The organism is Nonomuraea sp. NPDC005501, assembly GCF_040605905.1.
Classification (GTDB): domain Bacteria; phylum Actinomycetota; class Actinomycetes; order Streptosporangiales; family Streptosporangiaceae; genus Nonomuraea.
In genome coordinates, this window is the sequence record NZ_JBEXDT010000018.1 from 1 (window position 1) to 18,869 (window position 18,869).

14 protein-coding genes, 1 tRNA gene and 1 pseudogene are annotated in these 18,869 nt (G+C 73.1%); 5 read left to right on the plus strand and 11 right to left on the minus strand.

Annotated features, from left to right (window positions below; translation table 11 throughout):
* A pseudogene (locus ABZS51_RS12365) lies at nt 1-88 on the plus strand ((Fe-S)-binding protein); the annotation flags it as partial.
* Nucleotides 89-1,373: 1,285 nt separating this feature from the next.
* Here ABZS51_RS12365 and ABZS51_RS12370 read toward each other — a convergent pair.
* From ABZS51_RS12370 to ABZS51_RS12405, 8 genes are all read right to left on the minus strand, one after another.
* Nucleotides 1,374-1,598 carry a helix-turn-helix transcriptional regulator gene (locus ABZS51_RS12370; protein ID WP_310716411.1) on the minus strand — a complete coding sequence of 75 codons (225 nt, stop codon included), beginning with the start codon at nt 1,596-1,598 and terminating at the stop codon, nt 1,374-1,376.
* 157 nt (nt 1,599-1,755) lie between these two features.
* Nucleotides 1,756-1,828, minus strand: a tRNA-His gene (locus tag ABZS51_RS12375).
* 147 nt (nt 1,829-1,975) lie between these two features.
* A complete protein-coding gene (orn, locus tag ABZS51_RS12380) occupies nt 1,976-2,569 on the minus strand; it encodes an oligoribonuclease (protein ID WP_310716412.1) in 594 nt (197 codons plus the stop codon).
* A gap of 69 nt (nt 2,570-2,638) precedes the next feature.
* Nucleotides 2,639-3,841, minus strand: coding sequence for an APA family fibronectin-binding glycoprotein (locus ABZS51_RS12385; RefSeq protein WP_355439150.1), 1,203 nt, complete (start codon nt 3,839-3,841; stop codon nt 2,639-2,641).
* Nucleotides 3,842-3,905: 64 nt separating this feature from the next.
* Nucleotides 3,906-5,285 (minus strand): hypothetical protein, encoded by a 1,380-nt coding sequence (locus ABZS51_RS12390; protein WP_355439153.1) that lies wholly within the window; start codon nt 5,283-5,285, stop codon nt 3,906-3,908.
* 20 nt (nt 5,286-5,305) lie between these two features.
* Nucleotides 5,306-7,090, minus strand: coding sequence for a serine/threonine-protein kinase (locus ABZS51_RS12395; RefSeq protein ID WP_355439156.1), 1,785 nt, complete (start codon nt 7,088-7,090; stop codon nt 5,306-5,308).
* A 220-nt stretch (nt 7,091-7,310) separates the two neighbouring features.
* Nucleotides 7,311-9,785 (minus strand): protein kinase, encoded by a 2,475-nt coding sequence (locus ABZS51_RS12400; RefSeq protein WP_355439159.1) that lies wholly within the window; start codon nt 9,783-9,785, stop codon nt 7,311-7,313.
* A gap of 86 nt (nt 9,786-9,871) precedes the next feature.
* Nucleotides 9,872-10,510 (minus strand): pyridoxamine 5'-phosphate oxidase family protein, encoded by a 639-nt coding sequence (locus tag ABZS51_RS12405; RefSeq protein ID WP_310716421.1) that lies wholly within the window; start codon nt 10,508-10,510, stop codon nt 9,872-9,874.
* Between the two features lie 72 nt (nt 10,511-10,582).
* Here ABZS51_RS12405 and ABZS51_RS12410 point away from each other — a divergent pair, with 72 nt between their 5' ends.
* Nucleotides 10,583-11,980, plus strand: a complete 1,398-nt coding sequence (locus ABZS51_RS12410; protein ID WP_355439163.1) for a PLP-dependent aminotransferase family protein — start codon at nt 10,583-10,585, stop codon at nt 11,978-11,980.
* A 27-nt stretch (nt 11,981-12,007) separates the two neighbouring features.
* On the opposite strand, the gene ABZS51_RS12415 is transcribed toward ABZS51_RS12410, so the two are convergent.
* A complete protein-coding gene (locus tag ABZS51_RS12415; RefSeq protein ID WP_355439166.1) occupies nt 12,008-13,129 on the minus strand; it encodes a DegT/DnrJ/EryC1/StrS family aminotransferase in 1,122 nt (373 codons plus the stop codon).
* Nucleotides 13,126-14,208: a GNAT family N-acetyltransferase gene (locus ABZS51_RS12420; protein WP_310716426.1), complete on the minus strand. Its 1,083-nt coding sequence runs from the start codon at nt 14,206-14,208 to the stop codon at nt 13,126-13,128. The genes ABZS51_RS12415 and ABZS51_RS12420 overlap by 4 nt, the downstream gene beginning before the upstream one ends.
* A 159-nt stretch (nt 14,209-14,367) precedes the next feature.
* Between ABZS51_RS12420 and ABZS51_RS12425 the strand changes: the two genes are divergently transcribed.
* The 3 genes from ABZS51_RS12425 (at nt 14,368) to ABZS51_RS12435 (ending at nt 17,621) form a co-directional block, all read left to right on the plus strand.
* Complete coding sequence (locus tag ABZS51_RS12425) at nt 14,368-15,396, plus strand: phosphotransferase family protein (protein WP_355439170.1); 1,029 nt, start codon at nt 14,368-14,370, stop codon at nt 15,394-15,396.
* Entirely contained in the window at nt 15,393-16,139 is a 747-nt protein-coding gene (locus ABZS51_RS12430; protein ID WP_355439173.1) for an SDR family oxidoreductase, read from the plus strand. Before ABZS51_RS12425 ends, ABZS51_RS12430 begins: the two co-directional genes overlap by 4 nt.
* A gap of 165 nt (nt 16,140-16,304) precedes the next feature.
* Nucleotides 16,305-17,621: a xylan 1,4-beta-xylosidase gene (locus tag ABZS51_RS12435; RefSeq protein WP_355439176.1), complete on the plus strand. Its 1,317-nt coding sequence runs from the start codon at nt 16,305-16,307 to the stop codon at nt 17,619-17,621.
* Here ABZS51_RS12435 and ABZS51_RS12440 read toward each other — a convergent pair.
* On the minus strand, nt 17,612-18,844 hold the full coding sequence (locus ABZS51_RS12440) for a DUF418 domain-containing protein (protein WP_355439179.1): 1,233 nt from the start codon (nt 18,842-18,844) through the stop codon (nt 17,612-17,614). The genes ABZS51_RS12435 and ABZS51_RS12440 overlap by 10 nt on opposite strands.
* Nucleotides 18,845-18,869 lie beyond the last annotated feature (25 nt).

The window sequence follows — 18,869 nt, forward strand, 5'->3', positions numbered from 1 at the left end:
CACGTGCGTGAACGACACGCTCTTCCCCGGCACCGGCAAGGCCGTCGTGTCCCTGCTGCGCCGGCTGGGCTGCGACGTCGACTTCCCCGCCGCGCCGCACGTCCGTGCCGGTCATCGGCAGCTCGGCGGCCTCCTTCTTCCAGCACTCCACCTCGAAGCAGCCGCCGTCGTGGCCGTGGGGGCCGTCCCACGGGCCGTCGTCCCACGGGCCGAGGTCCACGGTGAAGTTCTTGTCGATGTCGCTCGGTGTGGGCGTCGGGGTGACTTCGTCGTCGGTCTCGTCGTCGTCGGTCTCGTCGGAGTCGTCGGCGTTGTCGTCCTGCAGGCCGTCGATCAGGCCCGCGTCGGGGTCGGCCAGCTCCTCGGCCGTGCTGCTGTCGGCCACGAGCCCCGGATCGCCGCCGTCGGCCGCCAGCGCACTCGCGCTGTCACAGATCTCGTCGCACTCCGCGGCCGAGCCCGGTACGAGGTCGGCGATGGGCTGGGGCGCCGGGGTGTTCGACAGGACGTCGAGCTGGCTGAAGTCCCCGAGGTCCACCTCACCGGACGACTGATCGGCGGTCGTGGAGTCCGTGACCGCCTGCTCCTCCTCGCTCTCCTCGACGGCGACGGCGACGGCGTCGGACGTGGCGGCGTTGTCGTTGTCGCTGACATTGTTGTTGTTGAGGCAGACGTCGACGTCGGCGTCCACGCGAGGGCACGGCGGGTACGGCGGCTGTAGGAGCGGCACCCGCACGGCCGTGCCGGCCTGCGCGGCGGTGGTGGCCTGCGCGGCGGCGGCCGTGTGTGCGACGGCTGTGGCCAGCCCCGCGGTTCCGAAGGCGATCCCACCTCCTACCGCCACGGCCGCGAATATTGATTTCCTGACTTTTTGTGCCATTTCGGACTCCCCGAGACGGTAGTGCGGGCCATAGAACATGGCGAGCGGGAATAGCCGGCGACATGTTCACTACGGAACCCGTTATATGTGCCGGGTCCGCGGACGCTCCGCGCGGCACACGAGCCTTACCGAACGATCAGGCATCGTTCGCCGGCCGTTGACGCTGCCGCGATGGCCGGACCCGCAAGGGGTTTCGCGTATTCGCCGTCTCATCCGAAGTGTCCCGCGTTCGCGGTCGTCCGGCGCGTGACTGGCGGCCATGTGCCCTTCTTTTACCCTTCATCCCCCTAACCCGGGCGTCCGCCTTTCGGGTCGTTCTATGTACCGATAAAAGGCGCGAAAGGCCGTACGAATGGAAAAAGGGGGAACGGTGGGAAAGGCGGGCACGACCGGAAAAGCGGGCATGTGAAAACTCCCGCGTGGCGCCGGAACCGGGTCGCGCGGGGTCGTGGAAGGTGGGCGGCGATCCCGGGAGGGGCGGGCGTGCCCGGGGTCAGCCGTTGCGGGACAGCCAGAGGCCGATGGCGGTGACGCGCGAGTCCACGCCCAGCTTGGCGTAGATGCGGTTGACGTGGTTCTTGACCGTCTTCTCGCTGAGGAAGAGACGCCGCGCGATCTGGCCGTTGGACTGACCCGCGGCGATCAGGTCCATGACCTCCGCCTCGCGCTTGCTCAAGGACGTGAACACGCTATCGAACGCTGCGTCGTCGACTCTCATCCGGCCTCCGGGGGCGCGCAGACGGTCAGAATCGCCGATGCCCCCGCGCTTCCGGCGTTAGCGGTAGACAGTGAGCATAGCTCGCATTGTCCTGCTTTGGGGACGACAAGGAGAAAACGGCGAAGGCCGGTCCCGTGGGACCGGCCTTCGCGTGCGGGGTGAGTGAAGGGACTTGAACCCTCGGCATCCAGGACCACAACCTGGCGCTCTGCCAACTGAGCTACACCCACCATGAGCCGCCCCGCGAGGCGGCACAGGAAAAGTGTAGCGGTGTTCGGGAGTCTTTACGCCATCAGCGGCGCGCCGACACGTGTGCGTCCCCTCACCCGCGGGCCCGCCTCCCTGGTCGGCCGCAGGTGCGCCCGGTCGTCCCCGGGTCAGCCGCTGACGCGCTCGGCCAGTGTGCGCGCCGTCGCCGAGTCGGGGCCGGGCTGGGCCACGAACACCGCCGCGCGGTAGTAACGCAGCTCCCTGATGCTCTCCGTGATGTCGGCCAGCGCCCGGTGCCCGCCCTGCTTCTCCGGCGCCGCGAAGTAGACGCGGGGGTACCAGCGGCGCACCAGCTCCTTGATGGAGGACACGTCGATCATCCGGTAGTGCAGGTGCGCGTCGACCGCCGGCATGTCACGCGAGATGAACGTGCGGTCGGTGCCGATGGAGTTGCCGCACAGCGGCGCCCTCTTCGGCTCGGGGACATGGCGGCGGATGTAGTCGAGCACGAGCGACTCGGCCTCCGCCAGCGTCACCCCGCCGGCGAGCTCCGGCAGCAGCCCCGAAGCGGTGTGCATCTCGCGGACCACCTGCGACATCTGCTCCAGCGACTCGGGCGGCGGCTTGATGACCACGTCGACGCCCTCGTCGAGCTGGTTGAGCTCGCTGTCGGTGATGACACACGCCACCTCGACGAGCGCGTCACGGCCAAGGTCCAGCCCGGTCATCTCGCAGTCGATCCAGACCAGCACGTCACTCATTCGTTCTCCTCGCCCAAGCGGCTCGGAGACACCCGCCGCTTGCTCTCAGGACCAGACTAGTGCCAAGCGTCAGGCAGGCTTGAGTGAGCTGAGAACCTGGGCGGCCACATTGGTCCCGAGATTGTCGGGGACGGACAGGTAGAAGAGGGCCGGGCGCTCCCCCTCACCGCGGTCCATGAGCACGATGGCGCCGTTCTCCTTGTTCCACTTGTAGCCCTTCTGCTTCGAGATCTTGCTGAAGTCGAGCTGGAACTGCAGCAGCCAGGCGTCCTTGCCCCCGACCTTGATCGCCTTGTCCTGAAGGATCTTGGTCGTGTGCTGGAGCTGGTAGTACTTGCCGAAGTCGACGTACACCGCCTTGGCCGTCAGGCCGAGGCTCTGCTTGCCCTCGTAGGGGAAGAGGTCGTTCAGGCGGCCCGTGTAGATGTTGCCGATCCAGTCGCTCTCGTCCTGGTACTTCTCCTGGGCGACCTTCTGCACGCCGCTCGACCAGCTCTGCTGCGTGGGATCGGTGCTGGTGACCTCGGAGACGTCCGGCACCGTCCAGCCCTCGGGCACGGAGTACGAGAGGCCGGCCAGCGGGTCGGTGACGCGGCCGTCCTGCGGCTGCGGCAGCTCGGCGGGCTGCGAGCTGGGCGGCGGCCCGGTCGGCGACTCCGACGGCGGATCGGACGGCGCCTCGGTCCCGGTCGGCCCGGAGGTCGGGGACGAGGCGACCGACGAGCCCTCCCGGTTCACCAGGAAGATGCCCGCGACCACGATGAGCGCCACCACGACCAGCGCCGCCAGGCCGCCGAACACCCACGGCATGGGGTTGCGCTGCTTCGGCGGCGGGCCGAAGCCCGGGCCGGGGAGCGGCGCGCCGCCCCACTGCGCCTGACCGCCCGGCTGCTGCCCGTAGGGGCCACCCTCGTGCCCGTACGTGGGCAGCACCCGGGTGGGCTGGGGCGAGCCGTAAGGAGGCTGTCCGGGGCCGCCGGGCTGTCCGGGGCCGCCCGGCTGTCCAGGGCCGCCCTGCTGTCCGGGGCCGGGCTGGTCGCCCTGCGCGTACGGTTGCGGGGCGAAGGCCGGCTGGCCGTACTGGAGCGTCGGGTTCGCCGGGGTGGCCGACCAGTCGTGGCCGGGCTGCGACCCCGAGGGCGGCTGCTGCTGTGGCGCCGCCCCGGGCTCCTGAGGATGCGTCGCGTCGGTCCACTGGGCGCCGTCCCACCAACGGAGTTGGGGCGATCCGTAGGGGTCCGGGTACCAGCCCGCGGGGGTCTGCGTGGTCATGCTGGCCAGATTAGTAAGAACCGCATTGATATGCATTGTCGGCGGCGGTGTCGCCGACCGCACCTCAGCACTTGTACGTGAAGCTCGCCTTGTCGGTGCGCACGGGGCCCGGCGACAGGACGCGCAACGTGGCCGTCGCCTTGACCGTGCTCCTGCCCTTGAGCGCCCACCTCAGCGGCACCTGGTAGGAGGTCTGGTCGGCGGTGGTGCGCAGGGTCCGCCTGACCACCTCCTTGTCGAGATTCTTGCGCCACTCGTACTGGATCTCGCCCGTGCCGCCGTTGGTCACGATGGTGCCGGTGATCACCACGGCGCTGTCGCAGCCCTGCGGCTTCCTGGGGCCGGCGACGTCCACCGACGCGACCGCCAGCTCGGGTCCGGCGCCGCCCAGCTTGAGCCAGGCCAGGATCGCGCCCGCCATGACGACCGCGAACAGCGCCGCGGCGAGGACCGTGCGGCGGCGCCGCGCCCGTGAGGCCCGGACGGCGCGGCCGCCCCGGACGGTCTGCTCCTCCTTGCCCTCGCGCCACATCCGCTCCGCGGTGGTCTCCGACCTGTCCTGCCGCGTCTCCACGCCGGGACCGAACCGCATCGCCGCCGAGCTCTCGGCGGGCCCGCCGTAGGGGGCCGGGGAGCGGCCGGGCACACGCAGGAGCGTGACGATGTCGCCCTCGTCCACCGGCTCCGGAGGGTACGGCAGCGCCCGCACGGGCGGCTGGGCGAACGCCGAGCGTCCGCGGGCCGCCTGGGCCAGCCCGTCACGGCTGACCATGCCGCCAGGCAGCGCGCCCCGCCCGGACAGCACCGTGTCGCGCGCGGCGGCCAGGCCGTGGGTGGTGGCCGTGGCGGCCGCCCGCTCGAACAGCTCGACGGCTCCGGGCGCGTCCCGCACCGAGGCGGCCAGCCCACGGGCCAGCGCCGCCCACGACTCGGCGTCGCGCGCCGGCGGCGACGCCTGGCCCCGGATGGCGTCGCTCAGCCCACGCTCCGACAGCAGGGCCCCGCCGTCGGCCGCGATGACCACGGTCCCCGGGTGCAGCGAGCCGTGCGCCACCCCCGCGGCGTGCAGCGTGAGCAACGTCTGGGCCGTCTCCGCGAGCACCGACGCGGCGCCGCCCGCGTCCAAGGCATCGGCGTTCAGCAGGTCGGACAGCGTGGGGCTGACCGCCTGCGCGGTGAGCAGCCACACCTGCTCCCCGGCGGCCACCACGTCCGCCACCGGGATCAGGCCGCCGAGCCCGCCCAGCACCAGCCGCTGGTCGGTCAGGACGGCCGCCACGACCCGGTCGCGGACGCCGGGCAGCCCGACCACCCTCGGGTCGAACAGCAGCGCCCCGGCCCGTCGGCCGTCCGGCGCGATCGCGTCGATCCAGTTGCCCACCTCGGTGATCCAGGTGTGCTCGGTCAGCCGGAATCCGGCGATGCCGTCCCTGGCGTTCTCCATCGCGCCGCCCCCCGGCGCTGTCAGCGCCTGCTCCGGTGCCGCCCCGCCACGCGGCGTCTGACCGCAAGTGTGAACGGAACCGCCCCCGACGTCACCAGCCCGGTCGCGAGCAGCACGCCCGCCGCGCTGCCCCGCTCGTCGGCCGGAGCCACGCGCGGGATCTCGCCGCCGCCCCCGGTCGGCTCCCCGTCGCCCCTGGTGGGCCCGCCGAGGGTGGGGTCGCCCTCGCCGCCTCCGTTGCCTCCGTCGCCGCCTCGGGTCGAGGACGGCTGGGTCGTCTGTGAAGGCTGGGTCGTCTGGGTGGGTTCGCTCGTCTGGGTGGGCGGGGTACGGGTCGGCGTGGTGAACGTCGGCTGCGGGCTCGTGGCCGGGGGCGACGAGGGCCGCGGCGCGGTCGTGGCGCCGTCCTGGTCGTCGAGCGTGCCGAGGACCCGCGGCTCGTCCGACGCGGTGGGCGTCGGCGTCCTGGTCGCCCGCGTCGCCCGCGTCCTCGTCGGGGTGGGCGTCGTCCGGGGCGTGCGGCGGGCGCGGGGCGTGGGCGTCGCGGTCCTCGTCGCCACGGGCGCGGCGGTCGCGGTCGGCCCGGTCGTCGGCGTCTGCTCGGCGGAGGGCGCCGGGTCGTCCGACGGCTCCCCGGTGGGCTCCTCCGTCGGCTCCTCCGTCGGCTCCTCCGAGGGGTCGTCCGACGGGTCGCCGATGCCGGGCTCGCCCGCCGCGGGGGAGTCCGCGGTGGGCGTCACCGGGGTGATCTGCGCCCGCAGGGTCGTGTTCCCGTCGAACACGTTGACCGCCACCAGCGCCACGCCGACCACCACGGCGACGCATGCCGTACCGATGAGGATCTTCGACGACAGCCTGGCCAGCAGCTTCGACGGCTCGGGGAAGCGCGTCTCGGCGAGCGAGGTCTGCGCCTCCGCCGGCACCTCGAGGGGCGTCGGGAACAGCGCGACCAGCAGCGCGGCCAGGCTCGACAGGCGCCGGCGTCCGCGCTCCTCCCAGCCGGCTCCGTACGCCTCGGCCGCGACGGCCTCCAGCTCGGTCAGGAACGCCTCGGCGGACGGCGGCCGCTCGGAGGCGTCCTTGGCCAGGCCCCGCCGGACCAGCCCCTGCAGCGGGGCGGGAACCTCGTCGACCGGCGGCTGCGCGCTCTGGTGCTGCCGGGCGAGCGCCGCCATGGTGGACCCGCGGAACGGGCGGGTGCCGGTCAGGCACTCGAAGAACACGACGGTGGCGGCGTACACGTCGGTGGAGGGCGCGGCCGGCGCGCCCGACCACTGCTCGGGCGCCATGTACGGCGGGGTGCCGGCGGCGCTCGCCTGCTCGCCGGCCCGCGCCGCGATGCCGAAGTCGACGAGCTTGCTCGCGCCGTCGGCCTGGACCATGACGTTCTCGGGCTTGAAGTCGCGGTGGACCACGCCGATGGCGTGCGCGGCGGCCAGGCCCTTGAGCGAGCCCTTCAGCACGGCCAGCGCGGCCTCGGCCCCGGTCGGGCCCTCGGAGCGGAGCAGCTGGCGCAGCGAGACGCCGTTCACCAGCTCCATCACGATGGCCGCGCCGGGGCCTGCCTCGACGTAGTCGATCAGGCGGGCGTTGTACGGGCCGCGCAGTGTGCCGAGGAGGCGCGCCTCGTGCCGGAAGCGGGCGACGAAGCCCACGTCGGCCCGGAGCTCGTCGGAAAGGTACTTGATGGCGACCTCGGCGCCGTCGTGGTCACGCCGCGCCAGCACCACCCGGCCGGCGGACCCGCTGCCCAGCTCCCGGACGGCGTGGTAACCGGGGACCTCCCATTGCCCACCACCGTGCATAACTGTCTCCTCTGCACATTTATGGGCCCCCACCCTGAACAAACGAACCGTAGCTTAACCAGCGGCAAGCGTTTTCTGGGCCCGGTTATCCCGATAAGCCGGAAATTGCAACCTCGCCACCCCGCCACGCGCCCATTCTCGGCCCGGTCCCGGGTGTCTCGCGCGGCTGGGACCGGGGTGCCGGCACGGATGGCGGGGGCTCGGAGAGGCCGTTCCCGGGTCAGCCGGGCTCGCCGGGTGCCGGCTGGTCGGTCGTGGGCTCGTCCGGGCGGGGTGAGGGCGTCACGGGCGGGCCGGAGCCGGGCGGGTCCGTGGACGGGTCGGGGTCATGGGACGGCTCCTCCTCCGGCGGGCATTCCGGCGTGGAGCCGCTCGCCTCGTCGCCGCCCCCGGCCGCGCCCGGCCGCGTCGCCGCCCGTACGGCCCAGCGCGCCCCGCACGGCAGCTCGCCGAACGCGTGGCTCAGCGTGCGGGTGTACGACGTGTCACCCGAAAGCGTGAGCTGCTCGGTGTGCTGGCTGCCCCCGGCCGAGAACGTGACGGCCAGCCGCACCGGGCGGTCGTTCACCGTCGAGACCGTGACCACCGCGACGGCCGCGCCCCGGCCGTTGACCGTGGCCCGGGCGATGGACACCCGCCGGACCCCCGGCGGGCACGTCACCCGCGTGCGAGCGCTCGCCTGCTCACCGCCGGCCGTGACCGTCACGGACAACGTCGCCCCGCACGGCCTGGTCCTGAAGCCCTGCCCGAACGTGCGGCTGTAGGAGGTGCGGCCGCCCAGCGTGGCGGTCGCGGTGCCGACGGTGTCCCCGTTGACCGCGAATCTCGCCTGCACCGGCACCTCCCCGGTGCCGCTCGTCGTCACCCGGACGCGCGCGGAGGCGCCGGTGCCCGGTGAGGGCGACATGTCCAGCGACACCCTCAGACCCGTCACGGTCGTGGGGCACGGCGGGACGCTCAGCGTGGTGGTCCTGGCCCCTCCGGGAGCGGCGGGCGTGGTGGCGACGGTCAGCGTGACGGTCCTGCCGCAGGGACGCTCGGCCAGGGTGTGGCTGAGCGCGCGGGTGTAGGTGGTGCGGCCGCTGAGCCGCAGCCGCTGGGTGTGGACGGTTTCGCCCGCCACCGCCCAGGTGGCGCTCGCGCCGATGGGCGCGACGCCGGTGGCGCGGATCGTGACCGTGGCCGCGGCGACGGCGTCCTCGTTCACCGTGAGGCCGCCGAGGGCGAGCGCCGCCACCGAGGTCGCAGGCACCGGCGTGGGGGCCGGCGTGCTCGGAGGAAGCGTCGTCGGGGGAAGCGTGGTGGGGGGAAGCGTGGTGGGGGGAAGCGTGGTCGGCCGGGATGTCGTGGGTCGCCGGGTGGTGGGCGGCTGGGTGGTCGGCGGCGTGACCGTCACCCGGGGCGTGGGCCGCCGCGTGGTACGCGCGGGCAGAGGCGTGGGCGTCCGGCCGCGTGTGGCCGTGGGCGTGGGACCGTCGCTGGTCGCCGGGACGATCACGGCCGGCCCGGTGCTCTCCGGCGGGAACACGGCCGGCTCCGGGGTCGCGCTCTCCGTGGCGCCCACCGGTGTGGCGGGCGGCGACACCAGCTCGGCAGGCCCGGCGGAGTCGCTCGGCGCGGCGGCCGCCACGTCTATGGGCCTGGGCAGCAGCCGGTCCCGGCTCGCCAGCACGAACACCGCGGCGACGGCCACCACGACGGCCAGGCTGGCGCCCATGGCCAGCCGCACCGCGTTGTGCCGGGCGGCCCGCGCCACCGTGCGCCCCAGCTCGTGCCCGCCGCGGAAGACCGTCCGGGCCAGCGACGTGCTCGCCTGCGCGGGCGGCGTCTCGGGCACGGGCAGCAGCAGGGCGAGCAGCGCGACAAGCCCGGCCAGCCGCCGCCTGCCGCGCTCCTCCCAGTCGTCGCCGTACGCGGCCCGCGCCGTCTCCTCCAGCTCCGCTACGAACGCCTCGGCGCCGCGCGGCCGGTCGGCCGGGTCCTTGGCCAGGCCGCGCATGAGCAGCTCGCGCACCGGCTCGGGCGCGTCCTGGACGGGGATCGGGGCGTACACGTGCTGGTAGCCGAGCACGCTCGGCTCGGTCGAGCGGTAGGGCCGGTGACCGGTCAGGCACTCGAAGAAGACGGCCGTCGCCGCGTACACGTCGGTCGCGGGTGAGGCGGGGGCGCCGGCCCACAGCTCGGGAGCCATGTACGGGGGCGTCCCCTCGGGCCGCGCGGTCGCGCCCTCCCGCACGGCGATGCCGAAGTCGACGAGCTTGCTCACCCCGTCGTCGCGGACGATGACGTTCTCCGGCTTGTAGTCCTTGTGGACCAGGCGCAGCCGGTGCGCCCGCGCGAGGCCGAGCAGCGACCCCTTCAGCACGGTCAGCGCCGCCTCCGGCCCCGTCGTGCCGTTCTCGCGCAGCAGCGCCCGCAGCGACACGCCGTTGACCAGCTCCATCACGATGGCGGCGCCGTCATGGTCCTGGACGTACTCCCACATCGTGGCGATGTGCGGGTCGCGCAGCGTGACCAGCAGGCGCGCCTCCGACTGGAAGCGGGCGAGCGCCTCGGGGTCGCGCCGTAACTCCTCGGAGAGGTACTTGACGGCGACCCTGACGCCCGTCTCGTCGTGCACGGCCAGCACGACTCTGCCGCTGCCGCCCGACCCGAGCTGCTTGACTTCCGTATAACCGGGAGCGCTCCACTCCATTTTGCCTCTCCCATCAGGAGCCGGCCCACCTGATGAGACGCGTGATCTAGCGAACTGGTTTGCCAGGTGGCTCTGGATTCATGGAACTACCGACGGCCGCCGATGTGAACAGGCACATCCATACCTTCTCGGAGCAGCGGGTCCGGCACGGGCGCGCCCCACGACGTGACCAGGGGCAGCACGCCGGCCCAGACCGGCAGGCCGTGGTCCTCGTCCTCGTCGACCGGGCCGCCGCGCCGGATCTTGACCGACGCCTCGTCCAGCGGCAGCGCGAGCACGGCCGTCGCGGCCAGCTCCTTGCGGTTCGGGCGGCGGGCGTAGTCCCACTGGCCGGGGGCGAGCCGCTCGGTCAGCACGCGCAGCCCGGTGAGCCGCTCGTCGTCGTCCGTGACCAGGCGGGCGGTGCCGTAGATGACGGCCGAGCGGTAGTTGACGGAGTGGTGGAACACCGACCGGGCCAGCACGATCCCGTCCAGATGGGTCACCGTGACGCACACCTCGGCCCCCTCGGCGGCGCGCAGGGAGCGGGCGCCGGTGGAGCCGTGCAGGTAGAGGGTGTCGCCGTCGCGCCCGTAGCCGGTCGGCACCACCATCGGGTGGCCGTCGGCCACGACGCCGAGGTGACAGATGAGGCCGGCGTCCAGCACCTCGTACAGGTCGTTCCGGTCGGCGCTGCCACGCTCCTTCGAGCGGCCGAGCGTGGTGCGGGGCGTGGTGGAGAGCATGGGCACGACGCTAACCCGCGAGTGGACCTATCCTGTAGGGCCACTATTCCCGCCTTCCTGGAGACCACTTCCGTGCGCAGCCTGCTCGACCTGCCCGTCTCTCTGGAGCGGCACTCGCCCGTGCCGCTCTCGTCGCAGCTCGCCGGGTGGCTGCGCCGGGCCATGCTGGCGGGCACGCTCGCGGCCGGGGAGCGGCTGCCGTCCTCGCGCGGGCTGGCCGCGCAGCTCGCGGTGAGCCGCACGGTCGTCACGGAGGCGTACCAGCAGCTGTACGCGGAGGGCTGGCTGGAGGGCAGGCACGGGTCCGGCACCTTCGTGGCCGCCCTGGAGGAGGCCGCCGACCGGATCGGCCTCCCGCCCTCGGCTCCGGCCCCCGCCCGTACGCCCGTCCCGGCGGCGAGTCCCCGTCCGTCCGAGGGGATCGACCTGAGGCCCGGCAGGCCGTGGGTACGCGACTACGACGACGCCGCCTGGAAGCGCGCCTGGCGCAGGGCCGCCGACCTTCCGCCCGGCGACTCGCCCGACCCGTACGGCCTGCGGCGCCTGCGCGAGCTGCTGGCCGGGCACCTGAGACGGGCCAGGGCCGTGGCCGTCGGGCCGGAGAACATCCTCGTCACCCGCGGCACCGGCAACGGCCTCGACCTGTGCGCGCTCGCCCTGCTCGGCGCCGGTACCCGCGCGGGCGTGGAGGACCCCGGCTACCACGTGGCGCGCACCGTGTTCGCCGCCCGGGGCGCCGAGGTCGTGCCCTGCCCGGTGGACGAGGACGGCGTGGTCGTGGACGGCCTGCCCGGCGACCTGCGCCTCCTGTACACCACGCCCGCCCACCAGTACCCCCTGGGCGGCCGGCTGCCGATCCCGCGCCGCGAGCGGCTGCTGGCCTGGGCGCGGCGCAGCGGCGCGATGATCGTGGAGGACGACTACGACGCCGAGTTCCGCTACGACGTGGGCCCCCTGCCCGCCCTGTACGGACTGGACCCGTCGCGCGTGGTGCTGCTCGGCACGCTGTCGAAGACGCTGGCGCCGGACGTCGGCGTGGGCTGGCTGGTGGGCCCGCCGGAGCTGGTGGACCGGATCGCCGCTCTGCGCCTGGCGGTGGCCGACCGCACCAGCGGCCCGGTGCAGCAGGCCGTCGCCACCCTGCTCGAACGCGGCGATCTCGACCGCCACCTGCGCCGCATGCGCCTGGAGTACGCCCGCCGCCGCGCGGCCGTGGTCGAGATCCTGGGCCCGGTCTGCCGGCTGCGCGGGGACACGGCGGGGCTTCACGTGCTGGCCGAGCTGCCCCACGACACCATCGGGCGGGTGGTGGAGCGCGCCGCCGAGCGGGGTGTCCTGCTCGACGTGCCCGAACGGCACTGGCACACGCCGGGCGCGCCGCTCGGGCTGGTGATCGGGTACGGCTCGGCTTCCCTGCCGGACGTGCGCCGCGCCTGCCACGTCCTGGCCGAGCTCATCCGTACGGGCTGATCGGGGGCCGGACAGGGTGGGTCGGGGTCAGACGGGCGGCGGCGGGGCCGGGGCGAGGTGGCGCACGACCGGCAGCGCCCGGGTCGCGTGGACCGGGTCCACCGGCAGCACGTGCCGGGCCCACCAGCGGGCCACCTCGGGGTACGGCGACGGCTCGGTGAAGCCGGGCGCGTAGTCGTCGTAGGGCGGGTCGTACAGGTAGCCCACCGCCACCCCGTGCCGTTCGAGCGCGGCGATGGCCGCGTCGCGGTCGTGCACCAGCAGCGGCACCCGGAACAGCGGCTGGTCGAGGTGGTCGCGCACGCCCTCGGCGACCGTGGGCAGCTCGGCCAGCATCCGCACCCCGGAGATCCGCCGCTCCCGCTCGGCGGCCACCCCGGCCAGGCGGGCCTCCTGGTAGCGCCGGGCGATCCGTCCCTTGCGCACCCGGTAGTCGTGCAGGTCGGCACGCACCCACGGGTCGAACGGCGCCAGCTCGGGCACGTGCTTCATGGTGCGGGCCAGCTCGTCGCCGCGCAGCTCGATGCGGTAGCCGAGGCGCTCCTCCTGCAGCCCCAGCAGGCGGGCGAGCCGGAGGGCCGGGCGGACGAGGTCGAGGCGGAGGGCGGCGCGCCGGGCCGCGGAGGTGGTCACGGCGAGCAGCTCCGCCCGCCAGGAGCCCGGCTCCAGGACGAGGTCGCGGGCCTGTTCGAGGGCGCGTAAGTCGTCCTCGCCCGCCACGACCAGCACGCCGCCGGACCCGGCGCCGCAGTGCTTGGACAGGCTGTAGACGCCGGCCTGGCCGAAGGTGCCGAGCGGGCGCCCGTCGACGGACGTCTCCAGCGCGTGGGCGAGGTCCTCGATGAGGATCTTCCCGGCGAAGGCGCCGACCCGGTCCGGCAGGCCGTACATGTTGGTGGTGAGGACCGCGTCGACGGTGGACAGGTCGACGCGGCCGGTGTCGATGTTGCCGTCGCGCGGCGACAGCGGCGCCATGACCGGCCGCAGGCCGGCGGCGATCACCAGGAACAGGATCTCGTCGGCGGAGACCGGCGACATGAGCAGCCGCTGGCCGGGCACGCACCAGTGGCGCAGCGCGAGGTAGAGGCCGAGGCGGTTGGAGGGAAGCAGGAGGCAGTGGCGTCCGGTCCGCTCCGCGAGCAGCCTCACGGCTGGATGGCCGTGCGCAGCCGGCCGAAGGTCTTGAGGACCCGGTCGGCCGTGCGGTGCAGGACGGGGTTGGCGAGGACCGTGGCGCGGGTCTTGCGCGCGGGCACGCGCATCAGCCAGTGGACGCCGGCCGCGGGCCCGATCGTGGCGACGCGGCCCTCGGCGACCCGGAACTCGCCGTTCTTCAGCTTGTCCTTGTACTCCTTCTGGCCGCGCCCCATGTCGATGACCTCGACGCCGGACGCCGCCGCCTGCTCGGCCATGGCCAGGTGGTGGATGAGGCCGGGGGAGTACTTGGCGTAGGCGGTGTCGTAGGCGGGGAACCAGCCGACGAGCGTGGTGCGGGTGCGCAGGCCGAAGTGCCCGGCGATCGGCACGCCGCCGGCGTAGACCATGTCCAGCACCCCCGCGAACTGGTCGGTGCGGGTGGCGTGCAGCCGCTCGACCAGCTCGACGATCCACCGGTGCGCGAACCGGTCGGTGCGGCCGGTGCGGCGGTACTGCTCGGCCTTCCAGCCGATCAGGGTGTGCAGCGGCTCGACGTCGGTGATCGCGTAGTCGTGGCGGACCTCTCCGGCCTCGCGTTCGAGCTTGCGCTCCTTGGCGAGGGTGGACTTGTACGTCTTGCCGGAGTGCTCCCGCAGGAACGCGATGTACTTCTCATGGCCGTCGCGCAGGTCGATGATGGGCGACGGGTGGCTCTCGTGCCGGGCGGCCAGCATGGGCTGATCCGCGACCAGGTGGTCGAACTCGTAGACGGAGAGCCCGCACAGCCGGAGCAGCCGGTGCGGGTCGATCTCGACGTCCTTGGCGTGGACCAGGCCCTGCGCGTCGGTCAGCCCCGCGGCGACCGGCTTGCCGATGCCGAGCGGATGTCGCTCGAACGGGAAGAACCCCACGATGTCGGCGCCGTCGTAGATGACCGCGACGCGCACCACGTCGCGCGACTCGCCGACGGCGATCGTGAACTCCGGCGACAGGAAGGGGTTGTCGAACCCCGCATGCGCCTCCTGGAGCGCTCGCCACCGGCTCAGCTCCGGTGCGCCCAGGTCACGGGGGTGGGCAAGTGAGACGCGCATGGGCTCCTACTGGCGATATGCCGTGTGCTGTCGAGCGTGGAGGGTACACCGTGCAAGGGACAGGTTAACCGTTGCTACCAGTAGTCATTGACGCAGGTCCGGAACGTTACACAACTCTAAGCTGGCATTCAGTACCGAGTGGCGTTCTAATGTGTGTCCATGACGGTCCCCGGAATCGACCTGCCCCGCCTGAGCGCATGGATGGCGGACCACGTGCCTGACACGGGTGAGCCGCTTTCAGTGTCGCTGATCTCGGGGGGCAGGTCCAATCTGACCTACCTCGTCGAGGGCCGCGACCGGCGCGTGGTGCTGCGCCGCCCGCCGCTGGGCCACGTGCTGCCGACGGCGCACGACATGCGGCGGGAGTGGCGGGTGATCTCGGCCCTCGCCCCGACGCCCGTCCCCGTGCCCGAGCCGGTCGCGTTCTGCGCCGACGAGGACGTCATCGGCGCGCCGTTCTACCTGATGGGGCACGTCGAGGGCGCGGCCGTGCGCACCAAGGAGGAGCTCGGCGAGCCCGAGCCGGAGCACGCGCGGCGGCTGTCGGAGCGGCTGGCCGAGGTGCTGGCCGCCATCCACGCCGTCGACCACCGCGAGGTGGGCCTCGACGGCTTCGGCCGTCCCGACGGCTACCTGGCCAGGCAGCTCGACCGCTGGTGCCAGCAGTGGGAGCGCTCGAAGACCGCCGAGCTGCCCGAGTACGACCGGCTGGTGACCCGGCTGCGCGACCGGCTGCCGCCCGCGTCGGCGGGCACGCTCGTCCACGGCGACTACCGGCTCGACAACACGCTCGTCCGGCTCGCGCCCGAGCCCGAGATCATGGCCGTGGTCGACTGGGAGATGTCCACGCTCGGCGACCCGCTGGCCGACCTCGGGCTGACGCTGACCTACTGGCAGGACCCGGGTGACGAGGAGCGCGCCTCGATCCCGGTGGCCGGTGACGTGACGCTGGCGCCCGGCTTCCTGAGCGCGGCGGAGTTCGCGGCGCACTACGCCAAGGCGTCCGGCCGGGACATCCCGGACCTCGGCTTCTACGTCGCCTTCGGAAACTTCAAGCTGGCGGTCATCGTGGAGGGTATCCACGCCCGGTTCCGCCAGGGTAAGACCGTGGGGGAGGGGTTCGAGGAGATCGGCTCCGCGGTGCCCGTCCTCATCGCCCGCGCCCACCGCATGCTGGAGCCGTCATGAGCACTGTCGCGTTGATCACCGGAGCGGCGAGCGGCATCGGAGCCGCGGTCGCGCGGCGGCTGTCCGCCGGCGGGGCCAGGTGCGTCCTCGTCGACCTCGACGGGGAGGGCGCCGAGCGGCTCGCCAAGGAGACCGGCGGGGTCGCGCTCGCCGCCGATGTCAGCACCGAGCAGGCGAGCCGCGACGCCGTCGCGCTCGCCGAGCAGCGGTACGGCAGGCTGGACGTGGTCCACCTCAACGCGGGCATCGCCACCGGGATCGACCTCGGGGCGTTCGACGCGGCGCGCTACCGCACGGCGCTCGGCGTCAACGTGGACGGCGTCGTCTTCGGCGTCGTGGCCGCCCTGCCGCTGCTCAGGCGCTCGGGGGGCGGCGCGGTCGTGGTGACTTCCTCGCTCGCGGGGCTCGTCGGCTACGACGGCGACCCGATCTACACGATGACCAAGCACGCCGTGATCGGCCTCGTCCGGGCGCTCGCGACGCCCCTCGCCGCCGACGGCGTCCGCATCAGCGCCGTGTGCCCCGGCTTCACCGACACCCCTCTGGTGGCCGAGGAGCGGGAGACCTTCCTGAACGCCGGCTTCCCGCTGCTCACCGCCGAGGACGTGGCCGCCGCGGTCGAGAGCGCCTGCTACGCCGATCCCGGCACGTTGCTCGTCGTGCAGCCCGGACGGCAACCGGTGCCGTACCGTTATGCGGGCGTCCCCGGTCCGGCGGGCGGCGAGCGGCCGCCCGCGCTCTGAGTCGGCGGCAAGTAGCCTGCAAGTGGCATAGATACGGTTATAGGCACGGATGCTGTGGCATCCGGTCACCGTGCACGCGTGAGGGTGGAGGTTCCCGTGATTCCCAGCGATGGTCGGCATGCCCGCAGGCGGTCGCCGTGGCCACTCGCCGTGGGAGCGGGCATCGTGGCGGTCCTGCTCGTCGCAGGGATCATGGTGTACGCGGGGACGCGCGGCTCGCGGGACGGGTACAAGGGCGGCGAGGTGGCCGAGGCCGGCCCGTCGCAGCCCCCGCCCAGCCTGGAGCCCCCGCCGAAGCTGGACAACTGGCCGCGCTGGGGTGTCACCCATACCCAGTACAGCGCCGACACCGCGCCCCGCCCCGTGGCCGAGCAGGCCAGGGGCATCCTGGGCCGGGTCCCGCTCCTGCAGAACCAGCACATCATGGGCTGGGGCGTCGGCAACCCCGAGCCGAGCCCCGGCCAGTACGCCCTCGCCCAGCTCGACCGGCGGATGAAGTTCATCTCCTCCTCGCGCGGGACGCCGGTCATCACGCTGTGCTGCGCGCCCGACTGGATGAAGGGCGGCCAGGCCGGCCGCACCGACTGGAGCAAGAACCACACGGTCGCGCCCGAGCGTGAGCACTTCGACGACTACGCGAAGCTCGCCGCGAAGGTCGCCCGCCAGTACCCGACCGTCAAGCACTACATGGTCTGGAACGAGTTCAAGGGCTTCTGGGACCCCACGACCAACCGGTGGGACGCCGAGGGCTACACCGAGATGTACAACAAGGTCTACGACGCTCTCAAGCGCGTCGACGGCGACATCCAGGTGGGCGGCCCCTACGTGCCGATCGAGACCAGTGCCAACCCCGGCCCCTCCGAGCTGAGCGGGCCGTGGGGCACGGTCGACCAGCGCGCCCTCGACGCGATCGAGTACTGGATCCAGCACAAGAAGGGCGCCGACTTCATCGTCGTCGACGGCGCGTCCATGACCAACGAGAAGGGCAACATCCCCGACGACTTCGCCGCGCAGGCCAAGTTCGGCGCGATCACCTCGTGGTTGCGCAAGAAGAGCAACGACATGCCCGTCTGGTGGGCCGAGTGGTACAACGAGCCGCAGAACTCCGGCTGGAGCGAGGCCAGGCGCACCGCCCTGCAGGCCGCCACCATGATGGAGTTCGCGCGCGGCGGCGTCACGACGGCCCTCTACTGGAACCCGCAGCAGAAGAGCGGCGCCCGCGAGTGCCACGGCTGCGTGTGGGACGCCGACGGCCGGGAGATGCCCATGGCCGGGCTGCTCAGCGGCTTCACCCGCTGGTTCCCCGCCGGGGTGGCGCTGGAGCAGGTCCAGTCGTCCGACGCGCGGGTCAAGGTCCTGGCGCAGGCCCAGCAGGTCGTCATGGTCAACAGCGCCGCCACCGACGTCACCGCCACCGTGGACGGCAAGCAGGTGACGCTCAAGCCGTACGAGATCAGGTGGAGCGGCCGCGGTCAGGGCTGAGCGGGGCTCTGCACGGCCGGGGCGGCCCCGGCGATCCTTCCCGGCCGGCTCCAGTACGTCAGGTAGCGCAGCAGCCACTCCACCGGGCCGTACCTGTGCCCGCGCAGCCACCACCGGCTGTAGACGACCTGCGCCGCGAAGATGACCAGCGCGATCAGCACCTCCACCGGCGGGCTGACCTGGTCCACCAGCGCCAGGCCGTACCCGGTGAAGATGAGGCCGCAGATCAGCGACTGGGCGAGGTAGTTGCTCAGCGCCATGCGGCCGGGCGCCGCCAGCGCGCTCGCGAGGCGCGGCACGTGCGGCAGCACGCGCAGGAACGTGGCGGCGTAGGCGGCGGCCAGCAGCGGCGCGGTGACCAGGTCCAGCGCCTCGCCGAGGAACTTGTGCACCGAGCCGTTCCAGGCCGACATCGTGTAGACGGCGGCGCCGGCGAGGCCGACCGTGAAGCCGGCCCACTGCAGCCGCCGCAGCGCCTTCGTGTGCGCGGACGGGTCGCGCAGCAGCCCCAGCTTGCCGACCGCCAGGCCGATCAGCGCGGCGGCGAGCACGGCCGGCCCCTGGAAGAGCAGGCGCAGCACGACGATCAGCGACAGCTTGCGCACGTGCTCGGAGACGATGTCGACGGCGGAGCCGGCCAGCGACTGGTCCGACTTGATGGCCTCGGCGACGCCGTGGGACACCGTGCCCGCCGTGTCGAGGCCCAGCGCCGCCAGCCCGGCCAGGAACACGAAGCCCAGCGCGAGCAGGCTGGTCAGCACGACCGCCAGCATGACCGCGTTCTTCGGCGACAGCTTGCGCAGCAGCAGCAGCGCGAGCCCCACCCCGGCGTACGTGGTGAGGATGTCGCCCGGGAACAGCAGCACGGCGTGCACGAGCCCGATCACGAAGAGCCCCGCCACCCGCCGCAGGAACATCGGCGTGAACGGCATGCGCCGGCGCACCGCGGAGTCCAGTTGCAGCGTGAAGCTGTAGCCGAACAGGAAGGAGAACAGCAGGTAGAACTTGTTCTCCAGGAGGAGTGTCACGCTCCAGCGCACGCCCCAGTCGAGCGAGGAGTGGAACGCGGGCTCCGCCATCCCGGCCATCCGGTAGCCGGAGGCCAGGAAGGCGATGTTGACCAGGAGGATGCCGAGCAGCGAGAAGCCGCGCAAGGCGTCGACCGAGGTGATCCGTGACGCCCGCGCGTCCCGCATGGCGCCGTCTGCCCGTTGTGCCGTCATCACGGATCATCATCCCGCATAACCT